The following is a 25265-nucleotide window of genomic DNA, read 5'->3' as shown; positions in this document are numbered from 1 at the left end:
CTCCGGCTCGCCTTAGGAATCTTGACGTCAATCGGTGTGTTGTTGTGATCTGCGGGACACCCCGACGAACCTCGATGCGTTGTACAACGTAAGCTGTACCGGTCCCGGAAAGCGGCAAGTGGGGCGATAATGCGCGACACCCTCGGCCGGTCCGCCCTGCGGATTGCCGGGCGGCGTGTCCGAAATAGTGTGTATTGGGTCGGCAGTGTAGAACGGGAGATGTGACGGCAATGGCTACGGAAACTCCCCAGCTCAACGCAGGCCACGCCGTCCCGGCCCCGGGCAGCGAACGGTGACGGCGACCACGCCGGCGCGCACCGGAGACGCCGGGCGAGGCATTCTGGACAAGGCCGCGGACGAGAACTTCCCGGTGGCCCCGTTCTTCCTGCCGAGGGCCTGGCGCGACGACCTGATGGCCGTGTACGGCTTCGCCCGTCTCGTCGACGACATCGGCGACGGCGATCTGGCCCCCGGCGGCGACGACGCCCGACTGCTCGGCGTCTCCCCGGCCGAGGGCGACGACCGCCTGGTTCTCCTCGACGCCTTCGAGGCCGACCTGGCCCGCGTCTTCGACGGCACCCCGCACCACCCCCTGCTGCGCCGCCTCCAGCCCACGGTGCGCCGCCGCGACCTGGCGCCCGAGCCGTTCCTCGGGCTGATCGCCGCCAACCGCCAGGACCAGCTGGTCACGCGGTACGAGACCTATGACGACCTGCTCGCCTACTGCGAGCTGTCGGCCAACCCCGTCGGCCGCCTGGTCCTCGCCGTCACCGGTACCTCGACCCCCGAGCGGATCCGGCTCTCGGACGCGATCTGTACCGCACTCCAGATCGTCGAACACCTCCAGGACGTGGCCGAGGACCTCGGCCGCGACCGGATTTATCTGCCCGCCGTGGACATGAAGCGCTTTCATGTCCAGGAGGCGGATCTCGCCAGGAAAACCGCGGGCGCATCGGTGCGTGCTCTGGTTGCATACGAAGCGCAACGCGCCCGCGATCTCCTGAATGAAGGCGCCCCCTTGGTGGGTAGCGTCCACGGCAGGTTGAAGCTGCTGCTCGCGGGGTTCGTGGCGGGGGGAAGGGCGGCGATCGCAGCGATCGCCGCCGCCGAATACGACGTACTTCCCGGCCCGCCCAAGCCCGGCAAGGGCCGGTTGCTGCGTGAGGTGGGCCTGACTCTGCGAGGAGAGGGGTGATCCGGACCGTGGACTCTCCCACACCTGTGTCCGCACCGGTACTCGCCGCCTACAGCTACTGCGAGACCGTCACCGGACAGCAGGCACGGAACTTCGCCTACGGCATCAGGCTGCTGCCCGCGCCCAAGCGGCGCGCCATGTCGGCGCTCTACGCCTTCTCCCGGCGCGTCGACGACATCGGCGACGGCGTGCTGGCCGACGACGTGAAGGCGGCCCGTCTGGAGGACACCCGGGCGCTGCTCGCCCGGGTCCAGGACGGCGCGGTCGACGAGGACGACACCGACCCGGTCGCGGTCGCCCTCGCGCACGCGGCCCAGGTCTTCCCGATCCCGCTGGGCGGCCTGGACGAGCTGATCGACGGCGTGCTGATGGACGTACGCGGCGAGACGTACGAGACCTGGGACGACCTGAAGGTCTACTGTCGCTGTGTGGCCGGTGCGATCGGCCGGCTCTCGCTCGGTGTGTTCGGCACCGAGCCGGGGGCGCGCGGCGCCGAGCGAGCGCCGGAGTACGCCGACACGCTCGGGCTCGCACTCCAGCTCACCAACATCCTCCGCGACATCCGCGAGGACGCCGGGAACGGCCGCACCTATCTGCCCGGCGACGACCTCGCCAAGTTCGGCTGCGCGGCCGGGTTCCACGGGCCGACCCCGCCGGAGGGCTCGGACTTCGCGGGCCTAGTGCACTTCGAAGTACGGCGCGCCCGGGCCCTGTTCGCCGAGGGCTACCGGCTGCTGCCCATGCTGGACCGGCGCAGCGGTGCCTGTGTCGCCGCCATGGCCGGCATCTACCGCCGGCTGCTCGACCGGATCGAGCGCGAACCGGAGGCGGTGCTGCGCGGCCGGGTCTCGCTGCCCGGGCGCGAGAAGGCGTACGTCGCCGTACGCGGCCTGTCCGGCCTGGACACCCGGCGCCACGCCTCCCGGCGGACCGTCAGGAGGCGCGCCTGATGGACGAAGTGGGCCATGCTGACGCCACCGGGGAAAAACGGCAGGCAACCCTCCGGCGCGGCGCGGCGTCCCTGACTGCGACGGCCCGCCCCGCCCCGCTCCACCGGCACGGCGGGTGGGCAGGGGAGGCTGCACGATGACCGACGGCACGCGATCCGAACGGACGCACGACGACATCCCGTCCGGGCGCACCGCCGTCGTGATCGGCGGCGGCCTGGCCGGCGTCACGACCGCACTGGCACTCGCCGACGCCGGGGTGCGGGTGACGCTGCTCGAAGGCAGGCCGCGCCTCGGCGGGCTCGCCTTCTCCTTCCGGCGCGGCGACCTGACCGTCGACAACGGCCAGCACGTGTACCTGCGTTGCTGCACCGCCTACCGCTGGTTCCTCGACCGCATCGAGGGCGCGGCGCTGGCACCGCTCCAGGACCGGCTCGACGTGCCCGTGCTCGACCTCGCGAAACCGGAGGGGCGCCGACTCGGCAGACTCCGCCGGGACCCCCTGCCGGTGCCCCTGCATCTGGGGCGCAGCCTCGCCTCCTACCCGCATCTCTCGCTCGCCGAGCGCGCCGCGGTGGGCAGAGCCGCTCTCGCCCTCCGAGCACTCGATCTCCGCGATCCCGCGCTCGACGCACAGGACTTCGGCAGCTGGCTTGCTGCCCGTGGCCAGTCGGCGCGGGCCATCGAGGCACTGTGGGACCTGGTGGGGGTCGCCACCCTCAACGCGGTGGCCCAGGACTCTTCCCTGGCGCTCGCCGCGATGGTGTTCAAGACCGGTCTGCTGTCCGACCCGGGCGCGGCCGACATCGGCTGGGCCCATGTGCCGCTGGGAGAACTGCACGACCGGCTGGCCCGCAAGGCGCTCGACTCCGCGGGCGTGCGCACCGAAGTCCGTACACGCGTCACCTCCGTCTCCACTAACGAGAACGGCACGTGGAGCGTTCAGGTTCCCGGCGAGACGCACACCGCCGACGCCGTGGTGCTCGCCGTGGCCCAGCGCGAGGCGTACGACCTGCTTCCCGAGGGTGCCCTCGACGCACCGGAGAACCTCCTGGAGATCGGCACCGCGCCGATCCTCAACGTCCATGTGGTCTACGACCGTACGGTGCTCACCAAGCCGTTCTTCGCGGCCCTGGGCACCCCGGTCCAGTGGGTGTTCGACCGCACCCATGCCTCCGGGCTGCGCGAGGGCCAGTACCTCGCGCTGTCCCAGTCGGCCGCCCAGGACGAGATCGACGCGCCCGTCGCCGTACTGCGCGAGCGCTACCTGCCCGAACTGGCACGGCTGTTGCCCGGCGCGCGCGGCGCCGAGGTGCTGGACTTCTTCGTCACCCGGGAGCGCACCGCGACGTTCGCCCCCACCCCCGGCGTCGGGCGGCTGCGGCCCGGCGCCCGCACCAAGTCACCCGGCCTCTACCTGGCCGGAGCGTGGACCGCCACAGGGTGGCCCGCGACCATGGAGAGTGCGGTCCGCAGCGGTGTGAACGCGGCCGACGCCGTGCTGCGCACCCTGGGCCGGCCCCGCCCCCGTCACCTCTTCGAGTTGGAGGAGGCGGCGTGATGCTCGGTCAGCAGGCGGCAGGCCCCCGCACCCCCGGTACCGCAACAAGAGGAGAAACTGTGCCCACTGTGCCCCCGGCCGAGACGGCTGCCGACGCGGTGGACGTGACCGCGCTCCTGGAGCGCGGCCGGACCCTTGCCACCCCGGTACTGAAGACGGCCGTCGACCGCCTGGCACCCCCCATGGACACCGTGGCCGCCTACCACTTCGGCTGGATCGACGCCGAGGGCAACCCCGCCGACGGCGACGGCGGCAAGGCCGTGCGGCCCGCGCTCGCCGTCCTCTCCGCCGAGGTCACCGGCGCCGGCCCCGAGGTCGGCATCCCGGGCGCCGTCGCCGTCGAGCTCGTCCACAACTTCTCGCTGCTGCACGACGACCTGATGGACGGCGACGAGCAGCGCCGCCACCGCGACACCGTCTGGAAGGTGCACGGTCCCGCCCAGGCGATCCTGGTCGGTGACGCCCTGTTCGCCCTCGCCAACGAGGTGCTGCTGGAACTCGGCACCGTCGAGGCCGGCCGGGCCACCCGCCGGCTCACCACCGCCACCCGCGCCCTGATCGACGGCCAGGCACAGGACATCTCCTACGAGCACCGCGACCGGGTCAGCGTCGCGGAGTGCCTGGAGATGGAGGGCAACAAGACCGGCGCACTGCTCGCTGCCTCCAGCTCCATCGGCGCGGTGCTCGGCGGTGCCGACGACCGCACCGCCGACACCCTGGAGAAGTACGGCTACCACCTCGGCCTCGCCTTCCAGGCCGTCGACGACCTCCTCGGCATCTGGGGCGACCCGGACTCCACCGGCAAGCAGACCTGGAGCGACCTGCGCCAGCGCAAGAAGTCCCTGCCGGTCGTCGCCGCGCTCGCCGCGGGCGGGCCCGCCTCCGAGCGGCTCGGCGAGATCCTCGCCGCCGACGCCAAGAGCAGCGACTTCGAGAACTTCTCCGAGGAGGAGTTCGCCGCCCGTGCCGCCCTCATCGAGGAGGCCGGCGGCCGGGAATGGACCGCCGAAGAGGCGCGTCGTCAGCACACCATCGCCATCGAAGCCCTGCACGCCGTCGACATGCCCGAGCTGGTCCGGGCGCAGTTCACGGCGCTGGCCGACTTCGTCGTCGTACGAAAGAGATGATCACTATCGGTCGAATAGCCCTCGCGTAGTCGCCGGCCGGTGCGAGCGCGCAAGCAGCACCGGCCGACGGCGGACCCACAGCAGAACGATTTCGTACGACTGCACGAAGGGGAAGCCATGACAGCGACGACCGACGGAAGCACCGGGGCCACCCTGCCGCCCCGCGCTGCCTCGGCCAGCACGGACCGCACCACCCCCGCGGCGACCGGGGTGAAAGAAGCCGCCGAACGCGCCATGCGGCGTGCCACCGACCATCTGCTCGCCCGTCAGGACGCGCAGGGCTGGTGGAAGGGTGACCTGGAGACCAACGTCACCATGGACGCCGAGGATCTGCTGCTCCGTCAGTTCCTGGGTATCCGCGACGAGGCCACGACGGCCGCCGCCGCGCTCTTCATCCGCGGCGAACAACGCGAGGACGGGACCTGGGCCACCTTCTACGGCGGCCCGGGCGAACTCTCCGCGACCATCGAGGCGTACGTCGCCCTGCGGCTGGCCGGCGACGCCCCCGACGCGCCCCACATGGCGAAGGCGTCGGCCTGGATCCGCGAGCGCGGCGGGATCGCCGCCGCCCGGGTCTTCACCCGGATCTGGCTGGCCCTGTTCGGCTGGTGGAAGTGGGAGGACCTGCCCGAACTCCCGCCGGAACTCCTGTACTTCCCCAAGTGGTTCCCGCTCAGCATCTACAACTTCGGCCAGTGGGCCAGGCAGACCATCGTGCCGCTCACGGTCGTCTCGGCCAAACGCCCGGTGCGGCCGGCCCCCTTCCCGCTGGACGAGCTCCACACCGACCCGGCCGTTCCCAACCCGCCCCGTCCGCTGGCCCCTCCGATCAGCTGGGAGGGTCTCTTCCAGCGACTCGACAAGGTTGTCCGCGGCTACCGCAAGGTCGCCGTGCGCCGGCTGCGCGGCTCCGCCCTGAGGTCCGCCGCCCGCTGGATCATCGAGCGGCAGGAGAACGACGGCGCCTGGGGCGGTATCCAGCCGCCGGCCGTGTACTCGGTGATCGCCCTTCATCTGCTCGGCTACGACCTCGACCACCCCGTGATGCGCGCGGGCCTGGAGTCGCTGGATCGTTACGCCCTGTGGCGCGAGGACGGCTCCCGGATGATCGAGGCCTGTCAGTCGCCCGTGTGGGACACCTGCCTGGCCGCCATCGCCCTCGCCGACGCCGGACTGCCCGCCGACCACCCGCAACTGGTCAAGGCCGCCGACTGGATGCTCGGCGAGCAGATCGTGCGGCCCGGCGACTGGTCCGTCAAACGGCCGCAGCTCCCGCCGGGCGGCTGGGCGTTCGAGTTCCACAACGACAACTACCCCGACATCGACGACACCGCCGAGGTCGTCCTCGCGCTGCGCCGGGTCAGGCACCACGACCCGGAGCGGATGGAGAAGGCGATCGGGCGCGGGGTGCGCTGGAACCTCGGCATGCAGTCGAAGAACGGCGCCTGGGGCGCCTTCGACGTGGACAACACCAGCCCGTTCCCCAACCGGCTGCCGTTCTGCGACTTCGGCGAGGTCATCGACCCGCCCTCGGCGGACGTCACCGCGCACGTCGTGGAGATGCTCGCCTTCGAGGGCATGGCCCACGACCCGCGCACCCGGCGCGGCATCGACTGGCTGCTGGCCGAACAGGAGCCCAACGGCTCGTGGTTCGGGCGCTGGGGCGTCAACTACGTCTACGGCACGGGCTCCGTGGTGCCCGCGCTGACCGCGGCCGGACTGCCCGCCTCGCATCCGGCGATCAGACGCGCGGTGACCTGGCTGGAGCAGGTCCAGAACGAGGACGGGGGCTGGGGCGAGGACCTGCGCTCCTACAAGTACGCCGGTGAATGGAGCGGACGCGGCGCCACCACCGCCTCCCAGACGGCGTGGGCGCTGATGGCGCTGCTCGCGGCCGGGGAGAAGGACTCCAAGGCCGTCGAGCGGGGCGTGCGGTGGCTCGCCGAGACCCAGCGGGAGGACGGCTCCTGGGACGAGCCCTACTTCACCGGCACCGGCTTCCCCTGGGACTTCTCCATCAACTACCACCTGTACCGGCAGGTCTTCCCGCTCACCGCGCTCGGCCGGTACGTCCACGGCGAGCCCCTGCCCGAGGCCGAGAGGAGCTGAATGAGCACCACGCCCGCTCCGGCTCCGCTGCTGATCGCCTGCGCGCTCGGCATCGAGCATCTGGCCCTGCGCGCCGGCGAACGCGGCGGTGCGGGCGGGCCGGTCACCGTACTGCGCACCGGCATGGGCCCCAGGGCGGCGGAACGGTCCGTCACCCGGGTCCTGGCCGGTCCGGCGCTCGCCGGTGCCGCCGTCCTGGCCACCGGCTTCTGCGCGGGACTGGCCCCCGGGATGCACCCCGGCGACCTGGTCGTCGCCGAGGAGACCCGGGACCCGCGCGGCAGCGTCCCCTGCGTCGGCACCGAACTCCTCGTGAAGGAACTCGTGCGGACCCTGCCCGGCCGCACCGTCCACACCGGGCCTGTCACCGGCTCCGACCACGTCGTCCGCGGAAACGAACGGTCCGACCTGTTCGGGACCGGCGCGATCGCGGTCGACATGGAATCGGCGGCCACGCTCCTGAGCGCCGTGCGCGCGGGTGAACGCCCCGTCGCGGCCGTCAGGGTGGTCGTGGACGCTCCCGAACATGAACTCGTCCGGATCGGCACGGTGCGCGGTGGAATATCTGCTTTCCGCGTTCTTCGATCCGTTCTTCCTGCTTTCTTCGAATGGCACCGTTCTTTGTTGCTCCCCCGGAGGTGAGCCAGATGGCCATGCCGCTGCGCCAGTCCATCAAGGTCGCGACTTACTTGGCTGAACAGAAGCTCCGCAAGCGGGACAAGTTCCCGCTGATCGTGGAGCTGGAACCCCTCTTCGCATGCAACCTGAAGTGCGAGGGCTGCGGCAAGATCCAGCATCCGGCAGGTGTGCTCAAGCAGCGCATGCCCGTCGCGCAGGCCGTCGGAGCGGTGCTGGAGTCCGGGGCACCGATGGTGTCCATCGCGGGCGGCGAGCCCCTGATGCATCCTCAGATCGACGAGATCGTGCGGCAGTTGGTGGCGAAGAAGAAGTACGTCTTCCTCTGCACCAACGCCATGCTGCTGCGCAAGAAGATGGACAAGTTCACGCCGTCGCCCTACTTCGCCTTCGCGGTGCACATCGACGGGCTGCGCGAGCGGCACGACGAGTCCGTGGCGAAGGAGGGCGTGTTCGACGAGGCGGTGGCGGCCATAAAGGAAGCCAAGCAGCGCGGCTTCCGGGTGACCACCAACTCGACCTTCTTCAACACCGACACCCCGCAGACCATCATCGAGGTGCTCAACTTCCTCAACGACGACCTCAAGGTCGACGAGATGATGATCTCGCCCGCCTACGCCTACGAGAAGGCTCCCGACCAGGAGCACTTCCTCGGCGTGGCGCAGACCCGGGAGCTGTTCAAGAAGGCGTTCGCGGGCGGCAACCGGCGCAAGTGGCGGCTCAACCACTCCCCGCTCTTCCTGGACTTCCTGGAGGGCAAGGTGGATTTCCCGTGCACGGCCTGGGCGATCCCGAACTACTCGCTCTTCGGCTGGCAGCGCCCCTGCTACCTGATGAGCGACGGGTACGTGCCGACGTACCGCGAACTCATCGAGGAGACCGACTGGGACAAGTACGGCCGCGGCAAGGACCCGCGCTGCGCCAACTGCATGGCGCACTGCGGCTACGAGCCCACCGCCGTCCTCGCCACCATGGGATCCCTCAAGGAGTCGCTGCGCGCCATGCGCGAGACGGTCAGCGGAAACCGGGAGTGACCGCATGACCGCCATCTCCCTGGGACTCCCCGAGGTCCCGGCCCGGCCGATCGCCGAGCGACGCGTGTCGCGGCGGATCCACGTCGGGCCGGTGGCCGTCGGGGGCGGTGCCCCGGTGTCGGTGCAGTCGATGACCACGACCCGTACCTCGGACATCGGCGCCACCCTCCAGCAGATCGCCGAGCTCACCGCGTCCGGATGTCAGATCGTCCGCGTCGCCTGCCCCACGCAGGACGACGCGGACGCCCTGGCGACCATCGCGAAAAAGTCCCAGCTTCCGGTGATCGCGGACATCCACTTCCAGCCGAAGTACGTGTTCTCGGCGATCGAGGCCGGCTGCGCGGCCGTCCGCGTCAATCCCGGCAACATCAAGCAGTTCGACGACAAGGTCAAGGAGATCGCGGCGGCCGCCAAGGACCACGGCACTCCGATCCGCATCGGCGTCAACGCCGGCTCCCTGGACCGCCGGCTGCTGCAGAAGTACGGCAGGGCGACCCCCGAGGCCCTGGTCGAGTCGGCCCTGTGGGAGGCGTCCCTCTTCGAGGAGCACGACTTCCGGGACATCAAGATCTCCGTCAAGCACAACGACCCGGTCGTGATGATCGAGGCGTACCGGCAGCTCGCCGCCCAGTGCGACTACCCGCTGCACCTCGGTGTCACGGAGGCCGGCCCCGCCTTCCAGGGCACCGTCAAGTCGGCGGTGGCCTTCGGCGCGCTGCTCTCCGAGGGCATCGGCGACACCATCCGGGTCTCCCTGTCGGCTCCTCCGGTGGAGGAGGTCAAGGTCGGCAACCAGATCCTGGAGTCCCTCAACCTCAAGCAGCGCGGCCTGGAGATCGTCTCCTGCCCGTCCTGCGGACGCGCCCAGGTCGACGTCTACAAGCTGGCCGAGGAGGTCACGGCGGGCCTGACCGGCATGGAGGTTCCGCTGCGCGTCGCGGTCATGGGCTGCGTGGTGAACGGCCCCGGCGAGGCCCGCGAGGCCGACCTCGGCGTCGCCTCTGGCAACGGCAAGGGGCAGATCTTCGTCAAGGGCGAGGTCATCAAGACCGTCCCCGAGTCCAAGATCGTGGAGACCCTCATCGAGGAAGCGATGAAGATCGCCGAGCAGATGGAGCAGGACGGCGCCGGGTCCGGAGCACCCGCCGTCACCGTGAGCTGAACAGCACGGACCGAGAGGGGGCCGAGCGTGACGATTCTGGAAACCATCCGGCAACCACGCGACCTGAAGGCGCTGTCCGAGGCGGAACTTCGCGAACTGTCCGAAGAAATACGAGAGTTCCTGGTGCACGCGGTCGCCAGGACCGGCGGTCACCTCGGCCCCAACCTGGGCGTCGTGGAACTGACCGTCGCACTGCACCGGGTCTTCGAGTCCCCGGCCGACCGCATCCTCTGGGACACCGGTCACCAGAGCTACGTGCACAAGCTCCTGACCGGCCGTCAGGACTTCTCCAAGCTGCGTGGCAAGGGCGGCCTGTCCGGGTACCCCTCGCGCGAGGAGTCCGAGCACGACGTCATCGAGAACAGCCATGCCTCCACGGCACTCGGCTGGGCGGACGGCCTGGCCAAGGCGCGCCAGGTGCAGGGGGAGAAGGGGCATGTCGTCGCGGTGATCGGCGACGGCGCGCTGACCGGCGGGATGGCCTGGGAGGCGCTCAACAACATCGCGGCCGCCAAGGACCGGCCGCTGATCATCGTCGTCAACGACAACGAACGGTCCTACGCCCCCACCATCGGCGGGCTCGCCAACCACCTCGCCACCCTGCGCACCACCGACGGCTACGAGCAGGTGCTGGCCTGGGGCAAGGAGGTGCTCCTGCGCACCCCCGTGGTCGGCAACACCATCTACGAGTCCCTGCACGGCGCCAAGAAGGGCTTCAAGGACGCCTTCGCCCCGCAGGGCATGTTCGAGGACCTGGGCCTCAAGTACGTCGGTCCGATCGACGGCCACGACATCAGGGCGGTCGAGTCCGCGCTCAGGCGGGCGAAACGTTTTCACGGGCCGGTGCTCGTGCACTGCCTCACGGAGAAGGGCCGCGGCTACGAACCCGCCCTCGCCCACGAGGAGGACCGCTTCCACACCGTCGGTGTGATGGACCCGCTCACCTGCGAGCCCCTCGCGCCGCCCAACGGACCTTCCTGGACCTCGGTGTTCGGCGACGAGATCGTCCGGATCGGCGAGGAGCGCGACGACGTCGTGGCGATCACCGCGGCGATGCTGCACCCGGTCGGCCTCGGCAAGTTCGCAGCCCGATTCCCCGCCCGGGTCTGGGACGTGGGCATCGCCGAGCAGCACGCGACGGTCTCGGCGGCCGGCCTGGCGACCGGCGGACTGCACCCGGTCGTCGCCGTCTACGCCACGTTCCTGAACCGGGCCTTCGACCAGTTGCTGATGGACGTGGCGCTGCACCGCTGCGGGGTGACGTTCGTGCTGGACCGGGCGGGCGTCACCGGAGTCGACGGAGCCTCGCACAACGGCATGTGGGACATGTCCGTCCTTCAGGTGGTCCCGGGGCTGCGGATCGCCGCCCCGCGTGACGCCGAGCAACTGCGCCTCCAGTTGCGTGAGGCGGTCGCGGTGGACGACGCGCCCACGCTGGTGCGGTTCCCCAAGGAGTCGGTGGGCCCCGAGATCCCGGCGGTCGACCGGATCGGAGGGCTGGACGTGCTGCGCGGCGACGCGGACGCCCAGGTGCTGCTGGTCGCGGTCGGTGTGATGGCGCCGGTCTGTCTCCAGGCCGCGGAGTTGCTGACCGCCCGTGGCATCGGATGCACGGTGGTGGACCCCCGGTGGGTCAAGCCCGTGGACCCCGCGCTGCCGGTCCTGGCGGCCCAGCACGAGCTGGTGGCCGTCGTCGAGGACAACAGCAGGGCCGCCGGTGTCGGCGCGGCGGTCGCGCTCGCGCTCGGCGACGCGGACGTGGATGTGCCGGTCCGGCGGTTCGGGATTCCTGAGCAGTTCCTGGCGCATGCGAAGCGGGGGGAGGTGCTGGCCGACATCGGGCTGACGCCGGTGGAGATCGCGGGGCGCATCGGGGCGAGCCTCGCGGGTCGGGCGGCCGAGCGCGCCCACGGAGGTGCCGCGGGGGGCCGTGCGGCGGGGGCGGCCTCGTCCGGGCTGGTCGCGCCCGCGCGACGGCAGCCGTATATCGAACGCAGCCCCGCGCCCCTTCAGGGCGCCACAGCCGACAGCGCTTTCATCGATGGCGCCGCCAAGGAGAAGTGATGAGCACGGAGTTCGACCTCGGCGCACTGCTGGCCGAGCGTGGCGGTGAGCGGTACGAGCTGCATGCCAGGTACCTGAACCACCAGCTGCCGCGCATGCTGCACACCATCGGCTTCGACAAGGTCTACGAGCGGGCCGAGGGCGCCCACTTCTGGGACGAGGACGGCAACGACTACCTGGACATGCTCGCCGGGTTCGGGGTGATGGGCCTGGGACGCCACCACCCCGTCGTCCGCAAGGCCCTGCACGACGTCCTGGACGCGCAGCTGGCCGACCTCACCCGCTTCGACTGCCAGCCGCTGCCCGGGCTGCTCGCCGAGCGGCTCCTGGCCCACAGCCCGCACCTGGACCGGGTGTTCTTCGGCAACAGCGGCACCGAGGCGGTCGAGACCGCTCTGAAGTTCGCCCGCTTCGCCACCGGCAGACCGCGTGTCCTCTACTGCGACCACGCCTTCCACGGCCTGACCACCGGCTCGCTGTCGGTCAACGGCGAGGACGGCTTCCGGGACGGCTTCGCCCCGTTGCTGCCCGACACGGCCGTGCCCCTCGGTGACCTCGACGCCCTGGCGCGTGAGCTGCGGAAGGGCGACGTCGCCGCCCTGATCGTCGAACCGATCCAGGGCAAGGGCGTGCACGAGGCGCCGCCCGGCTACCTGCGCGGAGCCCAGGAGCTGCTGCACAGGCACAAGGCGCTGCTGATCGCCGACGAGGTCCAGACCGGCCTCGGCCGTACCGGCGACTTCTACGCCTACCAGCACGAGGACGGTGTCGAGCCGGACCTGGTGTGCGTGGCCAAGGCGCTGTCCGGCGGCTACGTCCCGGTGGGCGCGACCCTCGGCAAGGACTGGATCTTCAAGAAGGTCTACTCGTCCATGGACCGCGTCCTGGTCCACTCGGCGAGCTTCGGCGCCAACGCCCAGGCGATGGCGGCCGGACTCGCCGTCCTGTCCGTCATGGAGAACGACCAGATCGTCGCGAACTCCCGGTCGGTGGGGGAGCTGCTCAGGTCCCGGCTCGCCGGACTGGTCGACAAGTACGAGCTGCTCGCCGACGTCCGCGGCCGGGGTCTGATGATCGGCATCGAGTTCGGCAGGCCCAGCTCGCTGAAGCTCCGCAGCCGCTGGACCATGCTCCAGGCCGCCCGCAAGGGTCTGTTCGCGCAGATGGTCGTCGTACCGCTGCTGCAGCGGCACCGGATCCTCACCCAGGTCTCCGGCGATCATCTGGAGGTCATCAAGCTCATCCCGCCGCTGATCGTCGACGAGGCCGACGCGGACCGCTTCGTGGCCGCCTTCACGGACGTCATGGACGACGCGCACAGCGGCGGCGGCCTGATGTGGGACTTCGGCAAGACCCTCGTCAAGCAGGCGGTGGCCAACCGCTAGCTTTTTGTCTCTGGGGCAAGAAAATTGCCGCGGAGGCAAATCTTTGGCTGAATGGAGGCATGAACGCCTCCGAGGACGAGCGCGCGGGCGGTCCCGTCGAGGACCTGCCCGCCGTCGCTCCGCAGCTGCGGTCCCTGCGCCGCCGCGCCGGTCTCACCCTGGAGGCCGCGGCCCGCGACGCCGGACTGTCGGCCGCCCATCTCTCCCGGCTGGAGACCGGGCAGCGCCAGCCCTCGCTGCCGATGCTGCTCGCCCTCGCCCGTGTCTACAGTACGACGGTCTCGGAACTGCTGGGCGAGACCGTCGCCGAGCGGGACGCGATCGTACGCGCCGGCGACATGGAACCGACCCGCGCCGGCGGCTGGACGTACTGGCAGGCCGGCTCCTCCGGCCGCGGGATGCAGTCGCTGCGCGTCCGGGTGCCGTACGGCTCCCAGGGCGACATCGTGCGGGTGCATCCCGGCGAGGAATGGCTGTACGTCCTGAGCGGGCGGCTGAGGCTGCGCTTGGGCGACACCACCCATGTCCTCGCCCCCGGCGACAGCGCCCACTTCGACTCGCTGACCCCGCACCGCCTCGCCGCCGAGGACCACGACGGCGTCGAGCTGCTGTTCGTCCACACCCTGCTGCAGAGTCCCACGGCCACGCTGTGCCTGGGACCGATCACTGGAGAGCTGCTGTGAGCAACATCGAGGAGAAGTTCCCCCGCGCCCTGTGGGTCCGGCTCATCATCTACATCGCCGTCGGGCACGTCTTCGCCGCCTTCCTCTACCTGCTGTTCGCCGTGGGCGGCAAGGGCTGAACGCTCCCCGCTCGCCCGGGCGTCAGTCCAGGAGGCGGGCGCGCAGCCGCTCCCGGGTCTGCGGAGCGAGCTTCAGACCCTGCTCCAGGTACGTGTCGGCATCGCCCCACGCCTCGTCGATGCTCTCGAAGGCCGCCGTCAGATACTCCGCGCGGGCCTCGAAGAGCGGACTCAGCAGCTCCATCACCTCGGGGCTGTACGCGCCGTCCCCGCCGCCGCTGCGCCGCACCTTGTAGCGGCGGTGCTTGGCGTTGGACTCCAGGTAGTCGGCGAGGATCGCGTCCCGCTCCACGCCCAGCGCGAGGAGCGTCACCGCTATGGAGACGCCCGCCCGGTCCTTGCCGGCCGCGCAGTGCATCAGCGCCGGCACGCTGTCCTCGGCGAGCCCGTGCAGCACACGCGAGTGCTCGCCGGTGCGGTCCCTGACGATCGTGCGGTACGAGGTGATCATCCGGTTCGCGGCCTTGCCGTCGCCCAGCAGCCCGCGCAGCTGCTCGGTGTCGCCCTCGCGCACCATCGTCCAGAACTCGGCGCCGTGCGCCGGGTCGGTCAGCGGCAGGTTCAGGTTCCGCACGCCGGGCAGATCGACGTCCGGGCCCTCCAGCTTCTGGTCGGCCGCGTTGCGGAAGTCGAAGATCGTGTGCAGACCGAGGGAGGCGAGGAACTCCGCGTCCTGCGCCGTCGCGTGTGCCAGATGTCCGCTGCGGAACAGCACACCGTGCCGCACCCGGCGCCCGTCCACGGTCGGCAGGCCGCCCACGTCACGGAAGTTGCGCACACCGGCCAGCTCGGGCTCGGTCGACGGGACCTGCTGCGTCACGGGGGCTCCTCCCGGCCGGCCCCGTCGGCGCTGCTCGTCGACGGGCACTGGATCGACCATACGACATCGGTTTCCACGGGCAATGAGTTGTCCACAGGCGTTGCCTCCAGGCCCCGTGGCCTTGATGATGTTGGTGCTTGAGCGGATCTGTTGGCACCTGTGTGAGGTTTCTCGTGGTGGACATCGCCGAAAACGGTCGTACGTGGCTCCTGTCGGGCCCGGGCAGCAGTTACGCGCTGCACCTCACGGAGGACGACGAACTGCTCCACCTCCACTGGGGCCCGAAGATCGGGCTCGCCGACGCCGAGGAGCTCAGCACCCGGGCGCTGCCCGGTTACTGGCCCTTCGAGTCCCCGCTGGACGGCCGTGAGGAGTACCCGGTCGAGGGCGGCCCGCGTTTCGTCCGCCCCGCGCTGTCCGTGCGCACCGAGGAGCGCCGCGGCACCGAGTGGACCTTCGAGTCGTACGAGACGGAGGGGGACGCGGCCGGCCAGGAGCTCCGGCTGCGCTTCAGGGACGGCCGGATCCTCATCACCCTGCACTACCGGATGCGCGGCGACGTCGTCGAGCGCTGGGTGACCGTCGACAACCAGGGGGACGCGCGCCTGGAGCTGCTGCGGGCCGATCCCGCCGCCTGGACGCTGCCCGACCGTGAGGGCTGGCGCCTGTCCCAGCTGCACGGCCGCTGGGCCGCCGAGTCGCGCCTCACCAGCGCCCCGCTCACCTACGGCGAGAAGGTGATAGGCAGCCGCCGCGGCCACACCGGTCACCAGCACCTGCCCTGGGTCGCCCTCGACACCGACGCCACCGAGGAGCGCGGCGAGGTCTGGGGCTGCGCCCTCGGCTGGTCCGGCTCCTGGCGCATCGCGGTCGCGCAGCTCCCCGACGCGCGCGTGCAGATCACCGGCGGCGCCGGATACGACGACTCGGGCCTGCTGATGCTGGCCGGGGGCGAGTCGTACACCAGCCCGGTCTTCGCGGGCCTGTGGACCGACGGCGGCTTCGGCGGGGCCAGCCGCGCCTGGCACGCCTACCAGCGGGCGTACGTCATCCCCGACGCCGACCGGGACCGGCCGGTGCTGTTCAACTCCTGGGAGGCCACCACCTTCGACATCTCCGAGGAGCAGCAGGCCACCCTCGCCCGGCGGGCCGCCGCGATCGGCGTCGAGCTGTTCGTGGTCGACGACGGCTGGTTCGGCGCCCGCACCAGCGACCGCGCGGGCCTCGGCGACTGGACGCCCAACCCGGACCGCTTCCCCAAGGGCCTCAAACCCCTCGCCGACCACGTGCACGCCCTCGGCATGCAGTTCGGCATCTGGGTCGAGCCCGAGATGGTGAACGCGGACAGCGACCTGTACCGCGCGCACCCCGACTGGGTGCAGTACCAAAAGGGGCGAAAGCGGACAGAACTCCGCAATCAGCTCGTCCTCAACCTCGCCCGCGAGGACGTCCAGGAGTACCTCTGGGAGCGGCTCGACACCCTGCTGTCCAGCGCCCCGATCGACTACGTCAAGTGGGACTTCAACCGCTGCTTCACGGACGCGGGCTGGCCCGGCGAGCCCTACCCGCAGCGCCTGTGGGTCGACCACGTCCGCGGGCTGTACGCCCTGCTCGACCGGCTCCGGGCGGCCCACCCCGACGTGGCCATCGAGTCCTGCTCCGGCGGTGGCGGCCGGATCGACCTCGGCATCATGAGCCGTACCGACGAGGTGTGGACCTCCGACAACACCGACCCGCTGGACCGGCTCGCCATCCAGCACGGGTTCAGCCAGATCCACCCCGCCCGGGTGATGTCCGCCTGGGTGACCGACAGCCCGAACCACCAGCTCAACGGCCGGGTCAGCAGCCTGCGTTTCCGCTTCGTGAGCTCCATGGCCGGGGCTCTCGGCGTCGGGGGCGACCTCTCCCGGTGGACCGAGGAGGAGCTGGCCGAAGCCGGCCGTTGGGTGGCGCTCTACAAGGACATCCGGCCCCTGGTGCAGCGCGGGGACCAGTACCGGCTGCGGCCGCCGGCCGGCGGGCTCAGCGCCGTGCAGTACACGCTCGGCGACGAGACCGTGGTCCTCGCCTGGCTCCAGGCGCAGAGCTACGGCGAGCCGATGCCGGCGCTGCGGCTGCGGGGGCTCGATCCGACAGCATCGTACGAATGCCGCGAAACGGGCGAAGTGCACCGAGGTGCCGTCCTGTTGCATCACGGGCTGCGCACGGAGCTGCGCGGCGACCTGGATGCGGCAATTATTCGCCTCCGTCGCATATGACGTCTTTGTCCGAATTGAAACATTCATTCCAACTGGTTCTGGAATAAAGGGGCGTGGTGCGGCGCGCGTGAGGAGCGTCATATTCGTGACCGTCCGTCGCGCGTCATGTCCACGTAATTCCCGTGCGTGCCAAGGGTGTTGGAAAGGCGCGAAAAGCCGGAATTAACGGAGGGTGACCAGGAATTCCCGTAACGGATCAAGCGAAATCCGGACAGAGGGAATTTGATGCTTGTTTATACGCGTCCTACTCGCTTACGTTCCACGCAACCGGACGGAACGCCGAATCCTGCCGCCGCCCGGAGTTCCCCACACACACTCACCCGTGCCCGGCAGGAGCGGGGGACCCACCAGGTATGACCGCCTGTTCCGGTTCCCGGGACGGCTAGGGGTGTAGCCACGTCTTCCCGCGTGGCCGGGCAGCTCCAGCCCGAACCCGACAGCTCACCTCGCAGGCGCCGGAGAGGAATGCGTCATGCCCGCGAAGGGTAAGCACCGCCGCCCCAAGTCCCAGCGTCTCACCCGCTCGATGGCCGTGGCCGGAACCGGTGGCGCCGCGCTGGCCCTGCCGCTCATGGGAGCCACCGGCGCCCACGCGGCCACCGTGCACTCCGTTTCGGGAAAGGCCACGCAGTCGCTTCCGGCCGTCGAGAAGACGGCCGTCGAGAAGACGGCCGTCGAGAAGACGGCCGTACGGAAGTCCGCCGTCCGGAAGTCCGCCGTCCGGGAATCCGCCGTCCGGGAATCCGCCGTCCGGGAATCCGGCACCGGGAATTCCGCGCACCGCGTCTACACGGTGGTGTCCGGCGACTACCTCTCGAAGATCGCCCGCGAGCACAACGTCGACGGCGGCTGGCCCCGGCTCTACGCCGACAACCGGCAGGCGGTCGGCGACAACCCCTCGCTGATCCACCCCGGTCTCAAGCTCACGCTCGGCGGCCGGCACACCGCCCCGGACACCTCCGGCCCGGACTCCCGGTCCGAGACGCGGTCTCCTTCGCGGTCCTCCGCCTCCGCCCCACGGTCCTCCACCCCCTCCTCGGACGCGGCGTCCTCCTCGGAGTCCTCGGACACCTCCACGACGGCCGTCTCCGGTTTCACCCTCCCGGTGAGCGGCGGCACCATCGGCACCGGTTACCACGTGGCCGGCAGCATGTGGTCCAGCGGCTACCACACCGGCGTCGACTTCGTGGTCCCGACCGGCACCCCGGTCAAGGCGGTCGGCGAGGGCACGGTCGTCACGGCGGGCTGGGGCGGTGCCTACGGCAACCAGGTCGTCATCAGGCTCGCCGACGGCTACTACGCGCAGTACGGCCACCTCTCCGCGCTCTCCGTCTCGGTCGGCCAGACCGTGACCGCGGGCCAGCAGATCGGCCTCTCCGGCGCCACCGGCAACGTCACGGGTCCGCACCTGCACTTCGAGATCCGGACCAGCCCCTACTACGGCTCCGACATCGACCCGGTCGGCTTCCTCCGCCTGAAGGGCGTGGTCGTCGGCTGACCCGTCGACCCCGCCGATCCGACACGCACTCCGAAGGCCGGACCCTCGATCCCCGGGTCCGGCCTTCGGTCGATCGACGCTTCAACGCCCCTGCTCAGAGGCTTATTCCGGGCTTGGCCGAGTATTTACAAGTGTCTTATCTCACCGCTCGTCAACCCTTTATTACGGTCGCGTAGGTCACAGGCCAAGGTGAATCATGGTCCGACGTGGCAGACGATTCGAAGAGTGACAATGCATCAGTGATCGGGTCGTACGTGGCGGTGGGGGACAGCTTCACCGAGGGCGTCGGCGACCCCGGCCCCGACGGGGCGTTCGTCGGCTGGGCGGACCGGTTCGCGGTCCTGCTGTCGGACCGGCGGCCCGAGGGCGACTTCGAGTACACCAACCTCGCGGTGCGCGGGAAACTGCTCGACCAGATCGTGGCGGACCAGGTGCCGCAGGCCCTGGCGCTCGCCCCCGACCTGATCTCCTTCTGCGCCGGCGGCAACGACATCATCCGCCCCGGCACCGACCCCGACGAGGTGGCCGAGCGGTTCGAGCGGGCGGTGGCCCAACTGACCGAGGCCGTCGGCACGGTTCTGGTGACCACCGGGTTCGACACCCGGGGGGTGCCCGTCCTCAAGCATCTGCGCGGCAAGATCGCCACCTACAACGGCCATGTCCGCGCCGTCGCCGACCGGTACGGCTGTCCGGTCCTCGACCTGTGGTCCCTGAAGACCGTGCAGGACCGGCGGGCCTGGGACGGCGACCGGCTGCACCTGTCGCCCGAGGGACACACGCGGGTGGCGCTGCGGGCCGGGCAGGTGCTCGGCGTCGACGTGCCGGCCGACCCGGACCAGCCGTGGCCGCCGCTGCCGCCGCGCGGCACCCTGGAGGTCCGCCGCGACGACGTGCACTGGGCCCGTGAGTACCTGGTGCCGTGGATAGGGCGACGGCTGCGCGGCGAGTCGTCGGGCGACCACGTGACGGCCAAGGGGGCGCTCTCCCCGGACGACATCAAGATGCGGATCGCTTCCGTGGCTTGAGGCTGTGGCGGCGGTGAGGGGGCGGCATCCTGGCGAGCCGCCCCCTCACCATTCCTCGGACAGCCCCAGTTCGCGCGCCAGCGCCTCGTCGACCCACTCCTGCGCCCGGGAGCGTGACAGGGCGCCCGGGTAGGAGGTCAGCTGGACGGCGAGCCCGTCGAGCAGTGCGGTCAGCCGCAGCGCCGCGGCCGCGGGGTCGGGGCAGCGGAACTCACCGGCGGCCACCCCCTCGGTGATGACCTCGGCGATCGCCGCCTTCCACTGCTGGTCCAGCTCCTTGGCGACGTCGCGCAGGGCGGGTTCGCGCAGTGCCACCGCCCAGCCCTCGATCCACAGCCGCCAGCCCTTGGCCTGTCCGGTCGGCGCGTACCAGCGCACCGCCGACCGCAGCCGCCGTGACGCCGACGTACGGCGCCCCAGCAGCTTGCGCAGATGCGCCAGGTCGCCCTCGGCGGCGTAGGCGAAGGCGGCGGCGACCAGCTTCTCCTTCGTCGAGAAGTGGTACAGCACCAGTGCGTTGCTCACGCCGAGGGCCGAGGCGACATCGGCGATCCGTACCGCCGCCACGCCCCGCGCCTCGATCTGCTCGATGGCCGCCCGCAGCAGTTCCTCACGCCGCTCGGCCACGCTCAACCGCACTCTCGCCACGCGGTCACCCTAATCGGTCCTCCCCCCGCGCGCGTTGCCGTCCCGGTCCAGCGGCAGCCGCATGAGCGTGAGGTCCAGCCGGCGGCCGAACTTGACGCCCACCTCCCGGACGGTGCCCGCGTGCTCGAAGCCGAACCGCTGGTGCAGCCGGACGGACGCGGTGTTCTCCGCCTCGATGCCGGCGATCATGACGTGGTGGCCGGCCTCGCGCGCCGCGGTGACGAGGGCGCCCAGCAGCGCGGAACCGATGCCGAGCCCGTGGCGTCCCTCGCGGACGTAGACGGAGTCCTCCACCGTGTGCCGGTAGCCGTCCAGCTCTCGCCACGGGCCGTACACCGCGAACCCGGCCACCTCGCCCGCCACTTCGGCCACGAACGCCGAGCCGCGCGCCAGATGGGCGGCGAGCCAGGCCGCTCCCTCGGCGGAGGACTGGGGGGCCGAGGTCCACAGTGCGGTCGAATGCTCGATCGCCTCGTTGCGGATCGCGCGAACAGCCTCCGCGTCACCGGGGTGCGCCGGGCGGACCGTCACCGTCCGGCTTCTCTCGTATAGTGGATTCATGTCCAACATAGTAGATCCGTCGACGGACTCCCTGGCGGCACGGATCGCGGCCCGGGTCCGCACCGAGCGGGAGCGCCGCCGCTGGACGCTGGCGCAGCTCGCGGACGCCTCCGGTGTCTCCCCGGCGATGATCAGCCGGATCGAACGCGGCGAGAGCAGCCCCACCGCCGTGGTCCTCGGCAAGCTGTCCGCCGCCTTCCAGCTGAGCGTCGCCTCCCTGCTGGCCCTCGCCGAGGGCGCGCGGGACACCGCGGCCGACACCGCGGGAGTGCGGCGTGACGCCGACGCGGCCGAGTGGTGCGACCCCGGCACCGGTTACCGCCGCCGCCAGATCACCGGACCGCGGTTCCCGGCGGAGATCGCCGAGATCCGCCTGCCCGCCGGCGCCCGGGTGCCCTACCCGGCGGCCGCCTTCGCCTTCGTACGGCAGCTCGTCTGGGTCCTCGACGGCCGCCTGTCCTTCCACGACGGCGACACGGTCCATGAACTCGGTGCCGGCGACACCGTCGAACTCGGGCCGCCCGCCGAGCGGGTCTTCGCCAACACCACCGACGCGGAGTGCCGCTACGCCGTCGTCCTCACCCGGGACGCGCGGCCCTAGGCGCGGTGCCGCCGGGCGGCCGGTCCCTCACCGGTACCAGCCGAACCGCTCCGCGATCACCGGCAGCCGGTCGCTCACCAGGGCGTGGGCCGCGGCGCGCGGGGTCGTGCCGTCGGACTCCGCGCGGTCCAGCATCAGCTCCACCAGGGCCCGCATCGAGCGGCGGGTGTGGGCGAACGCCTCGTCGGCGTCCGGGCCGATGTCGCCGAACAGGGTCCACCACCACCAGGCGTTGGTGCCCGAGTTGACCGCCACGTCCGGCAGCACGGTCACCCCGCGCGCCGTGAGCCGCTCCTCCGCCTCGGGCAGCACCGGCATGTTGGCCGCCTCCACGATCCAGCGGGCCGTCACCAGGTGCTCGTTGGACGCGTCGACGGTGTACGACACCGCGGCCGGCACCAGCACCTCCGCGTCGGCGCACAGCCACGCGTCGCCCGGCAGTTCGAGATCGCCCGGGCGCAGCACCGCGCGGTCGACGGTGCCGTACGTGTCCCGCGCCCGCAGCAGCGTCTCGACGTCCAGGCCCGCCGGGTTGGCGATCGTGCCCTTGACGTCGGCGACGGCCACCACGGTGAGCCCCGCGCGGGCGAGGAAACGCGCCGTCGCCCCGCCCATCGTGCCCAGCCCCTGCACCGCGACCCGCGTCCCCGGGTACGGCACCCCGGCCCGGTCCAGGGCCGTCAGCGCCGACTCGGCCACCCCGCAGCCGCCGACCAGCTCGTCGAGGCCGATGCCGTCGACCTCGATGGCGAAGGCGTCCGCCAGCCGCCGCCGGGCCGCAGCCTCGTCGTCCAGCAACGGATACACGGCCTGGATCGAAGAGACCAGCCCGGCCTCGACGGCCGCCCGGTCCACCAGGTCCTGGGTGAGCCCGAGGTCCTCGCCGGTGGTCCAGAAGCTCTCGACGTACGGCCGCACGGCGCGCAGATAGCGGACCAGCAGGGCGTAGGACCCCGGGTCCTGCGGATCGCAGTCGATGCCCCCCTTGGCGCCGCCCAGGGGGATGTAGCGGCCCGCGGGGTTGTAGTGCAGGGCCTCCTTCATCGTCATGCCCCGCGCCAGCCCGGTGACCTCCTCCAGGGTGCAGCCCGGCCGCATCCGCAGACCGCCGCTGGCCACCCCCCGCACCAGCCGGTCGACCACCAGGAACCCTTGACGTCCGGTGATGTGGTCGGTCCAGACGAGAGACATCAGTGGAGCGGCCATGGTGGCTCCCGAGAGGTTCGTGAAGGAGGTTACTACTGAATGGTAATTCAGTATCAGGAGGTGGACGGCAGGGTGTCAACGCCGACCGCCCGAGGGGCCGACCATAATGGAGGACCTCGGCGACACCACTGGAGGTACCGTGACCCGTTTGCGTTCCCTGAGCTCCGGGCTCCGCGTGCTGCGGCCCGCTGCCTTCGGCGTGGACCCCAGCGGTGAGCGGATGGCTCGCATCCAGGCCTCACCGCACTTCAAGGACGGTGTCTTCCAGAACCCCGGCGGTACCGCCCGTACCCGCCCCTCGGGCTCGATGCTCGACTTCGCGAAGATCTACTTCGAGAAGGAGCAGCGCGTCCGCCGCGCCCCCCGGGGCACCGTCCCGGTGCACGCCACCACCGTCGCCGACCTCGCCCGGCCCGCCGCGAGCGGGCTGCGGGTGACCTGGTTGGGACACTCCAGCGTGCTCGTGGAGATCGACGGACACCGGGTCCTGTTCGATCCCGTCTGGGGCGAGCGCTGCTCCCCGTTCCCGTTCGCCGGGCCCAAGCGGCTGCACCCGGCACCGCTGCCGCTGGCCGCGCTCGGCCCGGTCGACGTGGTGGTCATCTCGCACGACCACTACGACCACCTCGACCTGCCCACCATCAAGGCGCTGGCCGGCACGGACACCCTCTTCGCGGTGCCGCTCGGGGTGGGGGCCCACCTCGAGCACTGGGGCGTCGCCGCCGACCGGCTGCGCGAGCTGGACTGGCACGAGGAGACCAAGGTCGGCGGCCTGACCCTGACGGCTGCCCCGGCCCGTCACTTCTGCGGCCGCGGACTGCGCAACACCCAGCACACCCTGTGGGCGTCCTGGGTCGTCGCGGGCGAGCGGCACCGGATCTACCACAGTGGTGACACCGGCTATTTCGAGGGCTTCAAGGACATCGGCGCCGACCACGGGCCCTTCGACCTGACGATGATCCAGATCGGCGCGTACAGCGAGTTCTGGCCCGACATACACATGACGCCCGAGGAGGGCGTGCGCGCCCACCTCGACCTCCAGGGCGGGGGCCCGCACGGAGTGCTGCTGCCGATCCACTGGGGCACCTTCAACCTGGCCCCGCACGCCTGGGCCGAGCCGGGGGAGTGGACGAAGGACACCGGCGACGGGGCGGGCCAGGCGGTGGCGCTGCCGCGCCCCGGTGAGCCCTTCGAGCCGTCCGGGAAGCTGCCCGCGGACCGGTGGTGGCGCGAGGTGTCGGCGCCGGTCGCCCGGCCGTGGCGTACCGCGGTCCCCCCGCGGAGCGAGGCCGGTCAGGATCTCGGCCTGGCCGGCGACACGGCGACGCCGGACGCGGACGACCTCGTGAAGTGAGCGCGGCGCCGGTGCGGCGGTGACGTGAGCGGCGTGCCTGCCCGTGCACGGCCGGGGCGGGGACATCGGCGTGCGTCATCCGCATGTGCCAACCCCCGCTTCTTTACCGGGAGTTGAGCTGTCCCGGCGGTTCTGCACCGAGGCCGCGCGCTCGCTGCCGGAGGAGTCCGCACCCGGGGTTCCGCACTCGGCGGCCCGGGTGGCGGATCAGACCCATGCCCGCCGAGCACCTTCCCAAGACCTTTCACGGCCGGCGCACCCACTTCGCCGCCACGGGGGACCCGGACGTCCGGGTCGTGCGCGTCACCGACGGCCCGGTGCGCCACCGGGTCGAAGTGACCGGTGTCCCTCGGCCCCGCCTCCGGTGCCACCCCGGCCGACTGGCTCGCCACCCCCGCCCAGCTCCTCGCGGAGGCCACCGCGGGCGCCGTGTTCCACCACGGCCTCCCCACGCTCTCCCCGGCACGGGCCGCTCCCGGCTGGCACCCGCATGACCTCTGGCTCCGTGTCCTCGCCTGCCAGTGGCGCGCATCGCCCAGGGGGAGGCGCTCGTTCGGCCGTTGCGCGAGGCCGGCGACGAACTCGGTTCCGCCGCCGCGGCCGCCCGCCTGGTCCGCGACCCCGTGTGGCTCTGCCTTCCGATGGGCCGGCGCTGTCCGCCGTACGGCAGGTGGCTCGGCGGCGCCTTCGACCGGATGCCCGCGGCGGCCCCGGCCCACCCCCGTGCTGTGAACGCCGCCCTCGCCGCCACGCAGGCCGGCCTGCCCGACTGGCACGCCCGCGAGCGGCAGCCGGCGCACGCCTACGAGATCGTCCCCCGTCTGCACAACGAACTGGAGCTCACCGACCGGGCCCGCCGTACCAACCCCCGGCCCTTCCGGGTACTGCGCGCCGACCGCTTCCCACGGGCCCTGGTCACCGCCATCAAGGCCCCCGGCATACGGGGCCTGCCCGTCGTCGGCGCGGAGGACCAGTTCGTCGACGTCGCGGAGGTTCTGGGCCGCCCGGACCGGACGCGGGCCGTCGTCCAGGCGGTGACGGACTTGGACCGGCACGACGGCCCGACGGTGGAGACGGGACGCGGCGGCAGAAGGCGAAGAGGTCACCGTGAGTGATGTTCTGGGGGGTGATGGCGGGGGTGGAGCACGCTTCCCGGCCGCTCGGCCGGGCCCGCCGAAGGGGTGTGGAGCGACGGTCGGCGAGGGCTGTGGCGCGTCGGTCGTACCGCTTCACGCCTTCGGTGCCTGACCGTTTTTGAGCAGGTCGGATCGG

At 71.4% G+C, this 25265-nt stretch carries 23 protein-coding genes, 1 pseudogene and 1 riboswitch; of the genes and pseudogenes, 20 read left to right on the top strand and 4 right to left on the bottom strand.

All coding sequences use genetic code 11. The annotated features are described in order from the left end of the window. The first annotated feature begins 292 nt into the window (after window positions 1–292). The 13 genes from hpnC (at window position 293) to ACFXI4_RS32030 (ending at window position 14022) form a co-directional block, all read left to right on the top strand. On the top strand, window positions 293–1195 hold the full coding sequence (gene hpnC / locus ACFXI4_RS32090) for a squalene synthase HpnC (protein ID WP_384997491.1): 903 nt from the start codon (window positions 293–295) through the stop codon (window positions 1193–1195). Beyond that, window positions 1192–2145 (top strand): presqualene diphosphate synthase HpnD, encoded by a 954-nt coding sequence (gene hpnD, locus ACFXI4_RS32085; protein ID WP_384997489.1) that lies wholly within the window; start codon window positions 1192–1194, stop codon window positions 2143–2145. The genes hpnC and hpnD overlap by 4 nt, the downstream gene beginning before the upstream one ends. Further along, the gene (locus ACFXI4_RS32080; protein ID WP_384997487.1) at window positions 2145–2285 is read left to right on the top strand and encodes a DUF6380 family protein; all 141 of its coding nucleotides are present in this window, start codon (window positions 2145–2147) and stop codon (window positions 2283–2285) included. The genes hpnD and ACFXI4_RS32080 overlap by 1 nt, the downstream gene beginning before the upstream one ends. Beyond that, window positions 2282–3703, top strand: coding sequence for a hydroxysqualene dehydroxylase HpnE (gene hpnE / locus ACFXI4_RS32075; RefSeq protein ID WP_384997485.1), 1422 nt, complete (start codon window positions 2282–2284; stop codon window positions 3701–3703). Before ACFXI4_RS32080 ends, hpnE begins: the two co-directional genes overlap by 4 nt. Continuing rightward, on the top strand, window positions 3703–4830 hold the full coding sequence (locus tag ACFXI4_RS32070; RefSeq protein WP_384997483.1) for a polyprenyl synthetase family protein: 1128 nt from the start codon (window positions 3703–3705) through the stop codon (window positions 4828–4830). The genes hpnE and ACFXI4_RS32070 overlap by 1 nt, the downstream gene beginning before the upstream one ends. Window positions 4831–4947: 117 nt before the next feature. Beyond that, window positions 4948–6939: a squalene--hopene cyclase gene (gene shc / locus ACFXI4_RS32065; RefSeq protein ID WP_384997481.1), complete on the top strand. Its 1992-nt coding sequence runs from the start codon at window positions 4948–4950 to the stop codon at window positions 6937–6939. Beyond that, entirely contained in the window at window positions 6940–7581 is a 642-nt protein-coding gene (locus ACFXI4_RS32060) for a 1-hydroxy-2-methyl-2-butenyl 4-diphosphate reductase (protein ID WP_362718696.1), read from the top strand. Between the two features lie 5 nt (window positions 7582–7586). After that, window positions 7587–8609, top strand: coding sequence for an adenosyl-hopene transferase HpnH (hpnH, locus tag ACFXI4_RS32055; RefSeq protein WP_362718698.1), 1023 nt, complete (start codon window positions 7587–7589; stop codon window positions 8607–8609). A 4-nt stretch (window positions 8610–8613) separates the two neighbouring features. Beyond that, window positions 8614–9771 (top strand): flavodoxin-dependent (E)-4-hydroxy-3-methylbut-2-enyl-diphosphate synthase, encoded by a 1158-nt coding sequence (ispG, locus tag ACFXI4_RS32050; protein WP_384997478.1) that lies wholly within the window; start codon window positions 8614–8616, stop codon window positions 9769–9771. A gap of 27 nt (window positions 9772–9798) precedes the next feature. Next, on the top strand, window positions 9799–11835 hold the full coding sequence (gene dxs / locus ACFXI4_RS32045; protein ID WP_384997476.1) for a 1-deoxy-D-xylulose-5-phosphate synthase: 2037 nt from the start codon (window positions 9799–9801) through the stop codon (window positions 11833–11835). Then, window positions 11835–13220 (top strand): aspartate aminotransferase family protein, encoded by a 1386-nt coding sequence (locus ACFXI4_RS32040; protein ID WP_362718216.1) that lies wholly within the window; start codon window positions 11835–11837, stop codon window positions 13218–13220. Before dxs ends, ACFXI4_RS32040 begins: the two co-directional genes overlap by 1 nt. 59 nt (window positions 13221–13279) lie before the next feature. Next, window positions 13280–13903, top strand: coding sequence for a helix-turn-helix domain-containing protein (locus tag ACFXI4_RS32035; RefSeq protein ID WP_384997474.1), 624 nt, complete (start codon window positions 13280–13282; stop codon window positions 13901–13903). Continuing rightward, entirely contained in the window at window positions 13900–14022 is a 123-nt protein-coding gene (locus tag ACFXI4_RS32030; protein ID WP_123972047.1) for a DUF6126 family protein, read from the top strand. Before ACFXI4_RS32035 ends, ACFXI4_RS32030 begins: the two co-directional genes overlap by 4 nt. Window positions 14023–14044: 22 nt before the next feature. On the opposite strand, the gene ACFXI4_RS32025 is transcribed toward ACFXI4_RS32030, so the two are convergent. Continuing rightward, on the bottom strand, window positions 14045–14842 hold the full coding sequence (locus ACFXI4_RS32025; RefSeq protein WP_384997472.1) for a tyrosine-protein phosphatase: 798 nt from the start codon (window positions 14840–14842) through the stop codon (window positions 14045–14047). 173 nt (window positions 14843–15015) lie between these two features. Between ACFXI4_RS32025 and ACFXI4_RS32020 the strand changes: the two genes are divergently transcribed. The 3 genes from ACFXI4_RS32020 to ACFXI4_RS32010 all read left to right on the top strand — a co-directional run bounded on the left by ACFXI4_RS32020 (window position 15016) and on the right by ACFXI4_RS32010 (window position 19623). Further along, window positions 15016–17100 (top strand): alpha-galactosidase, encoded by a 2085-nt coding sequence (locus tag ACFXI4_RS32020; protein ID WP_384997600.1) that lies wholly within the window; start codon window positions 15016–15018, stop codon window positions 17098–17100. A 307-nt stretch (window positions 17101–17407) separates the two neighbouring features. Continuing rightward, a riboswitch (cyclic di-AMP (ydaO/yuaA leader) is annotated at window positions 17408–17568 on the top strand. 4 nt (window positions 17569–17572) lie between these two features. After that, window positions 17573–18598 (top strand): peptidoglycan DD-metalloendopeptidase family protein, encoded by a 1026-nt coding sequence (locus ACFXI4_RS32015; RefSeq protein WP_384997470.1) that lies wholly within the window; start codon window positions 17573–17575, stop codon window positions 18596–18598. A 239-nt stretch (window positions 18599–18837) separates the two neighbouring features. Beyond that, window positions 18838–19623 (top strand): SGNH/GDSL hydrolase family protein, encoded by a 786-nt coding sequence (locus tag ACFXI4_RS32010; protein WP_362718228.1) that lies wholly within the window; start codon window positions 18838–18840, stop codon window positions 19621–19623. A 45-nt stretch (window positions 19624–19668) separates the two neighbouring features. Here ACFXI4_RS32010 and ACFXI4_RS32005 read toward each other — a convergent pair whose 3' ends face one another. Continuing rightward, window positions 19669–20271, bottom strand: a complete 603-nt coding sequence (locus tag ACFXI4_RS32005) for a TetR/AcrR family transcriptional regulator (protein WP_384997468.1) — start codon at window positions 20269–20271, stop codon at window positions 19669–19671. A gap of 9 nt (window positions 20272–20280) precedes the next feature. Further along, window positions 20281–20832 carry a GNAT family N-acetyltransferase gene (locus tag ACFXI4_RS32000; RefSeq protein ID WP_384997466.1) on the bottom strand — a complete coding sequence of 184 codons (552 nt, stop codon included), beginning with the start codon at window positions 20830–20832 and terminating at the stop codon, window positions 20281–20283. Here ACFXI4_RS32000 and ACFXI4_RS31995 point away from each other — a divergent pair. After that, on the top strand, window positions 20831–21433 hold the full coding sequence (locus ACFXI4_RS31995; protein WP_384997464.1) for a helix-turn-helix domain-containing protein: 603 nt from the start codon (window positions 20831–20833) through the stop codon (window positions 21431–21433). The two genes, ACFXI4_RS32000 and ACFXI4_RS31995, sit on opposite strands and share 2 nt — an antisense overlap. Window positions 21434–21460: 27 nt before the next feature. Here ACFXI4_RS31995 and ACFXI4_RS31990 read toward each other — a convergent pair whose 3' ends face one another. After that, window positions 21461–22639 carry a Glu/Leu/Phe/Val dehydrogenase dimerization domain-containing protein gene (locus ACFXI4_RS31990; protein ID WP_384997462.1) on the bottom strand — a complete coding sequence of 393 codons (1179 nt, stop codon included), beginning with the start codon at window positions 22637–22639 and terminating at the stop codon, window positions 21461–21463. Between the two features lie 106 nt (window positions 22640–22745). Here ACFXI4_RS31990 and ACFXI4_RS31985 point away from each other — a divergent pair, with 106 nt between their 5' ends. The 3 genes and pseudogenes from ACFXI4_RS31985 to ACFXI4_RS31975 all read left to right on the top strand — a co-directional run bounded on the left by ACFXI4_RS31985 (window position 22746) and on the right by ACFXI4_RS31975 (window position 25108). Beyond that, complete coding sequence (locus tag ACFXI4_RS31985; RefSeq protein WP_384997460.1) at window positions 22746–23993, top strand: MBL fold metallo-hydrolase; 1248 nt, start codon at window positions 22746–22748, stop codon at window positions 23991–23993. 342 nt (window positions 23994–24335) lie between these two features. Continuing rightward, a pseudogene (locus tag ACFXI4_RS31980) lies at window positions 24336–24503 on the top strand (DUF4037 domain-containing protein); the annotation flags it as partial. An 11-nt stretch (window positions 24504–24514) separates the two neighbouring features. Next, on the top strand, window positions 24515–25108 hold the full coding sequence (locus ACFXI4_RS31975) for a hypothetical protein (RefSeq protein ID WP_384997610.1): 594 nt from the start codon (window positions 24515–24517) through the stop codon (window positions 25106–25108). The last annotated feature ends 157 nt before the right edge of the window (window positions 25109–25265 follow it).

This window comes from Streptomyces sp. NPDC059224, assembly GCF_042754285.1.
Lineage (GTDB): Bacteria > Actinomycetota > Actinomycetes > Streptomycetales > Streptomycetaceae > Streptomyces.
Note: the sequence above shows the minus strand (reverse complement) of the source record. Positions and strands in the feature narration are given on the sequence as shown.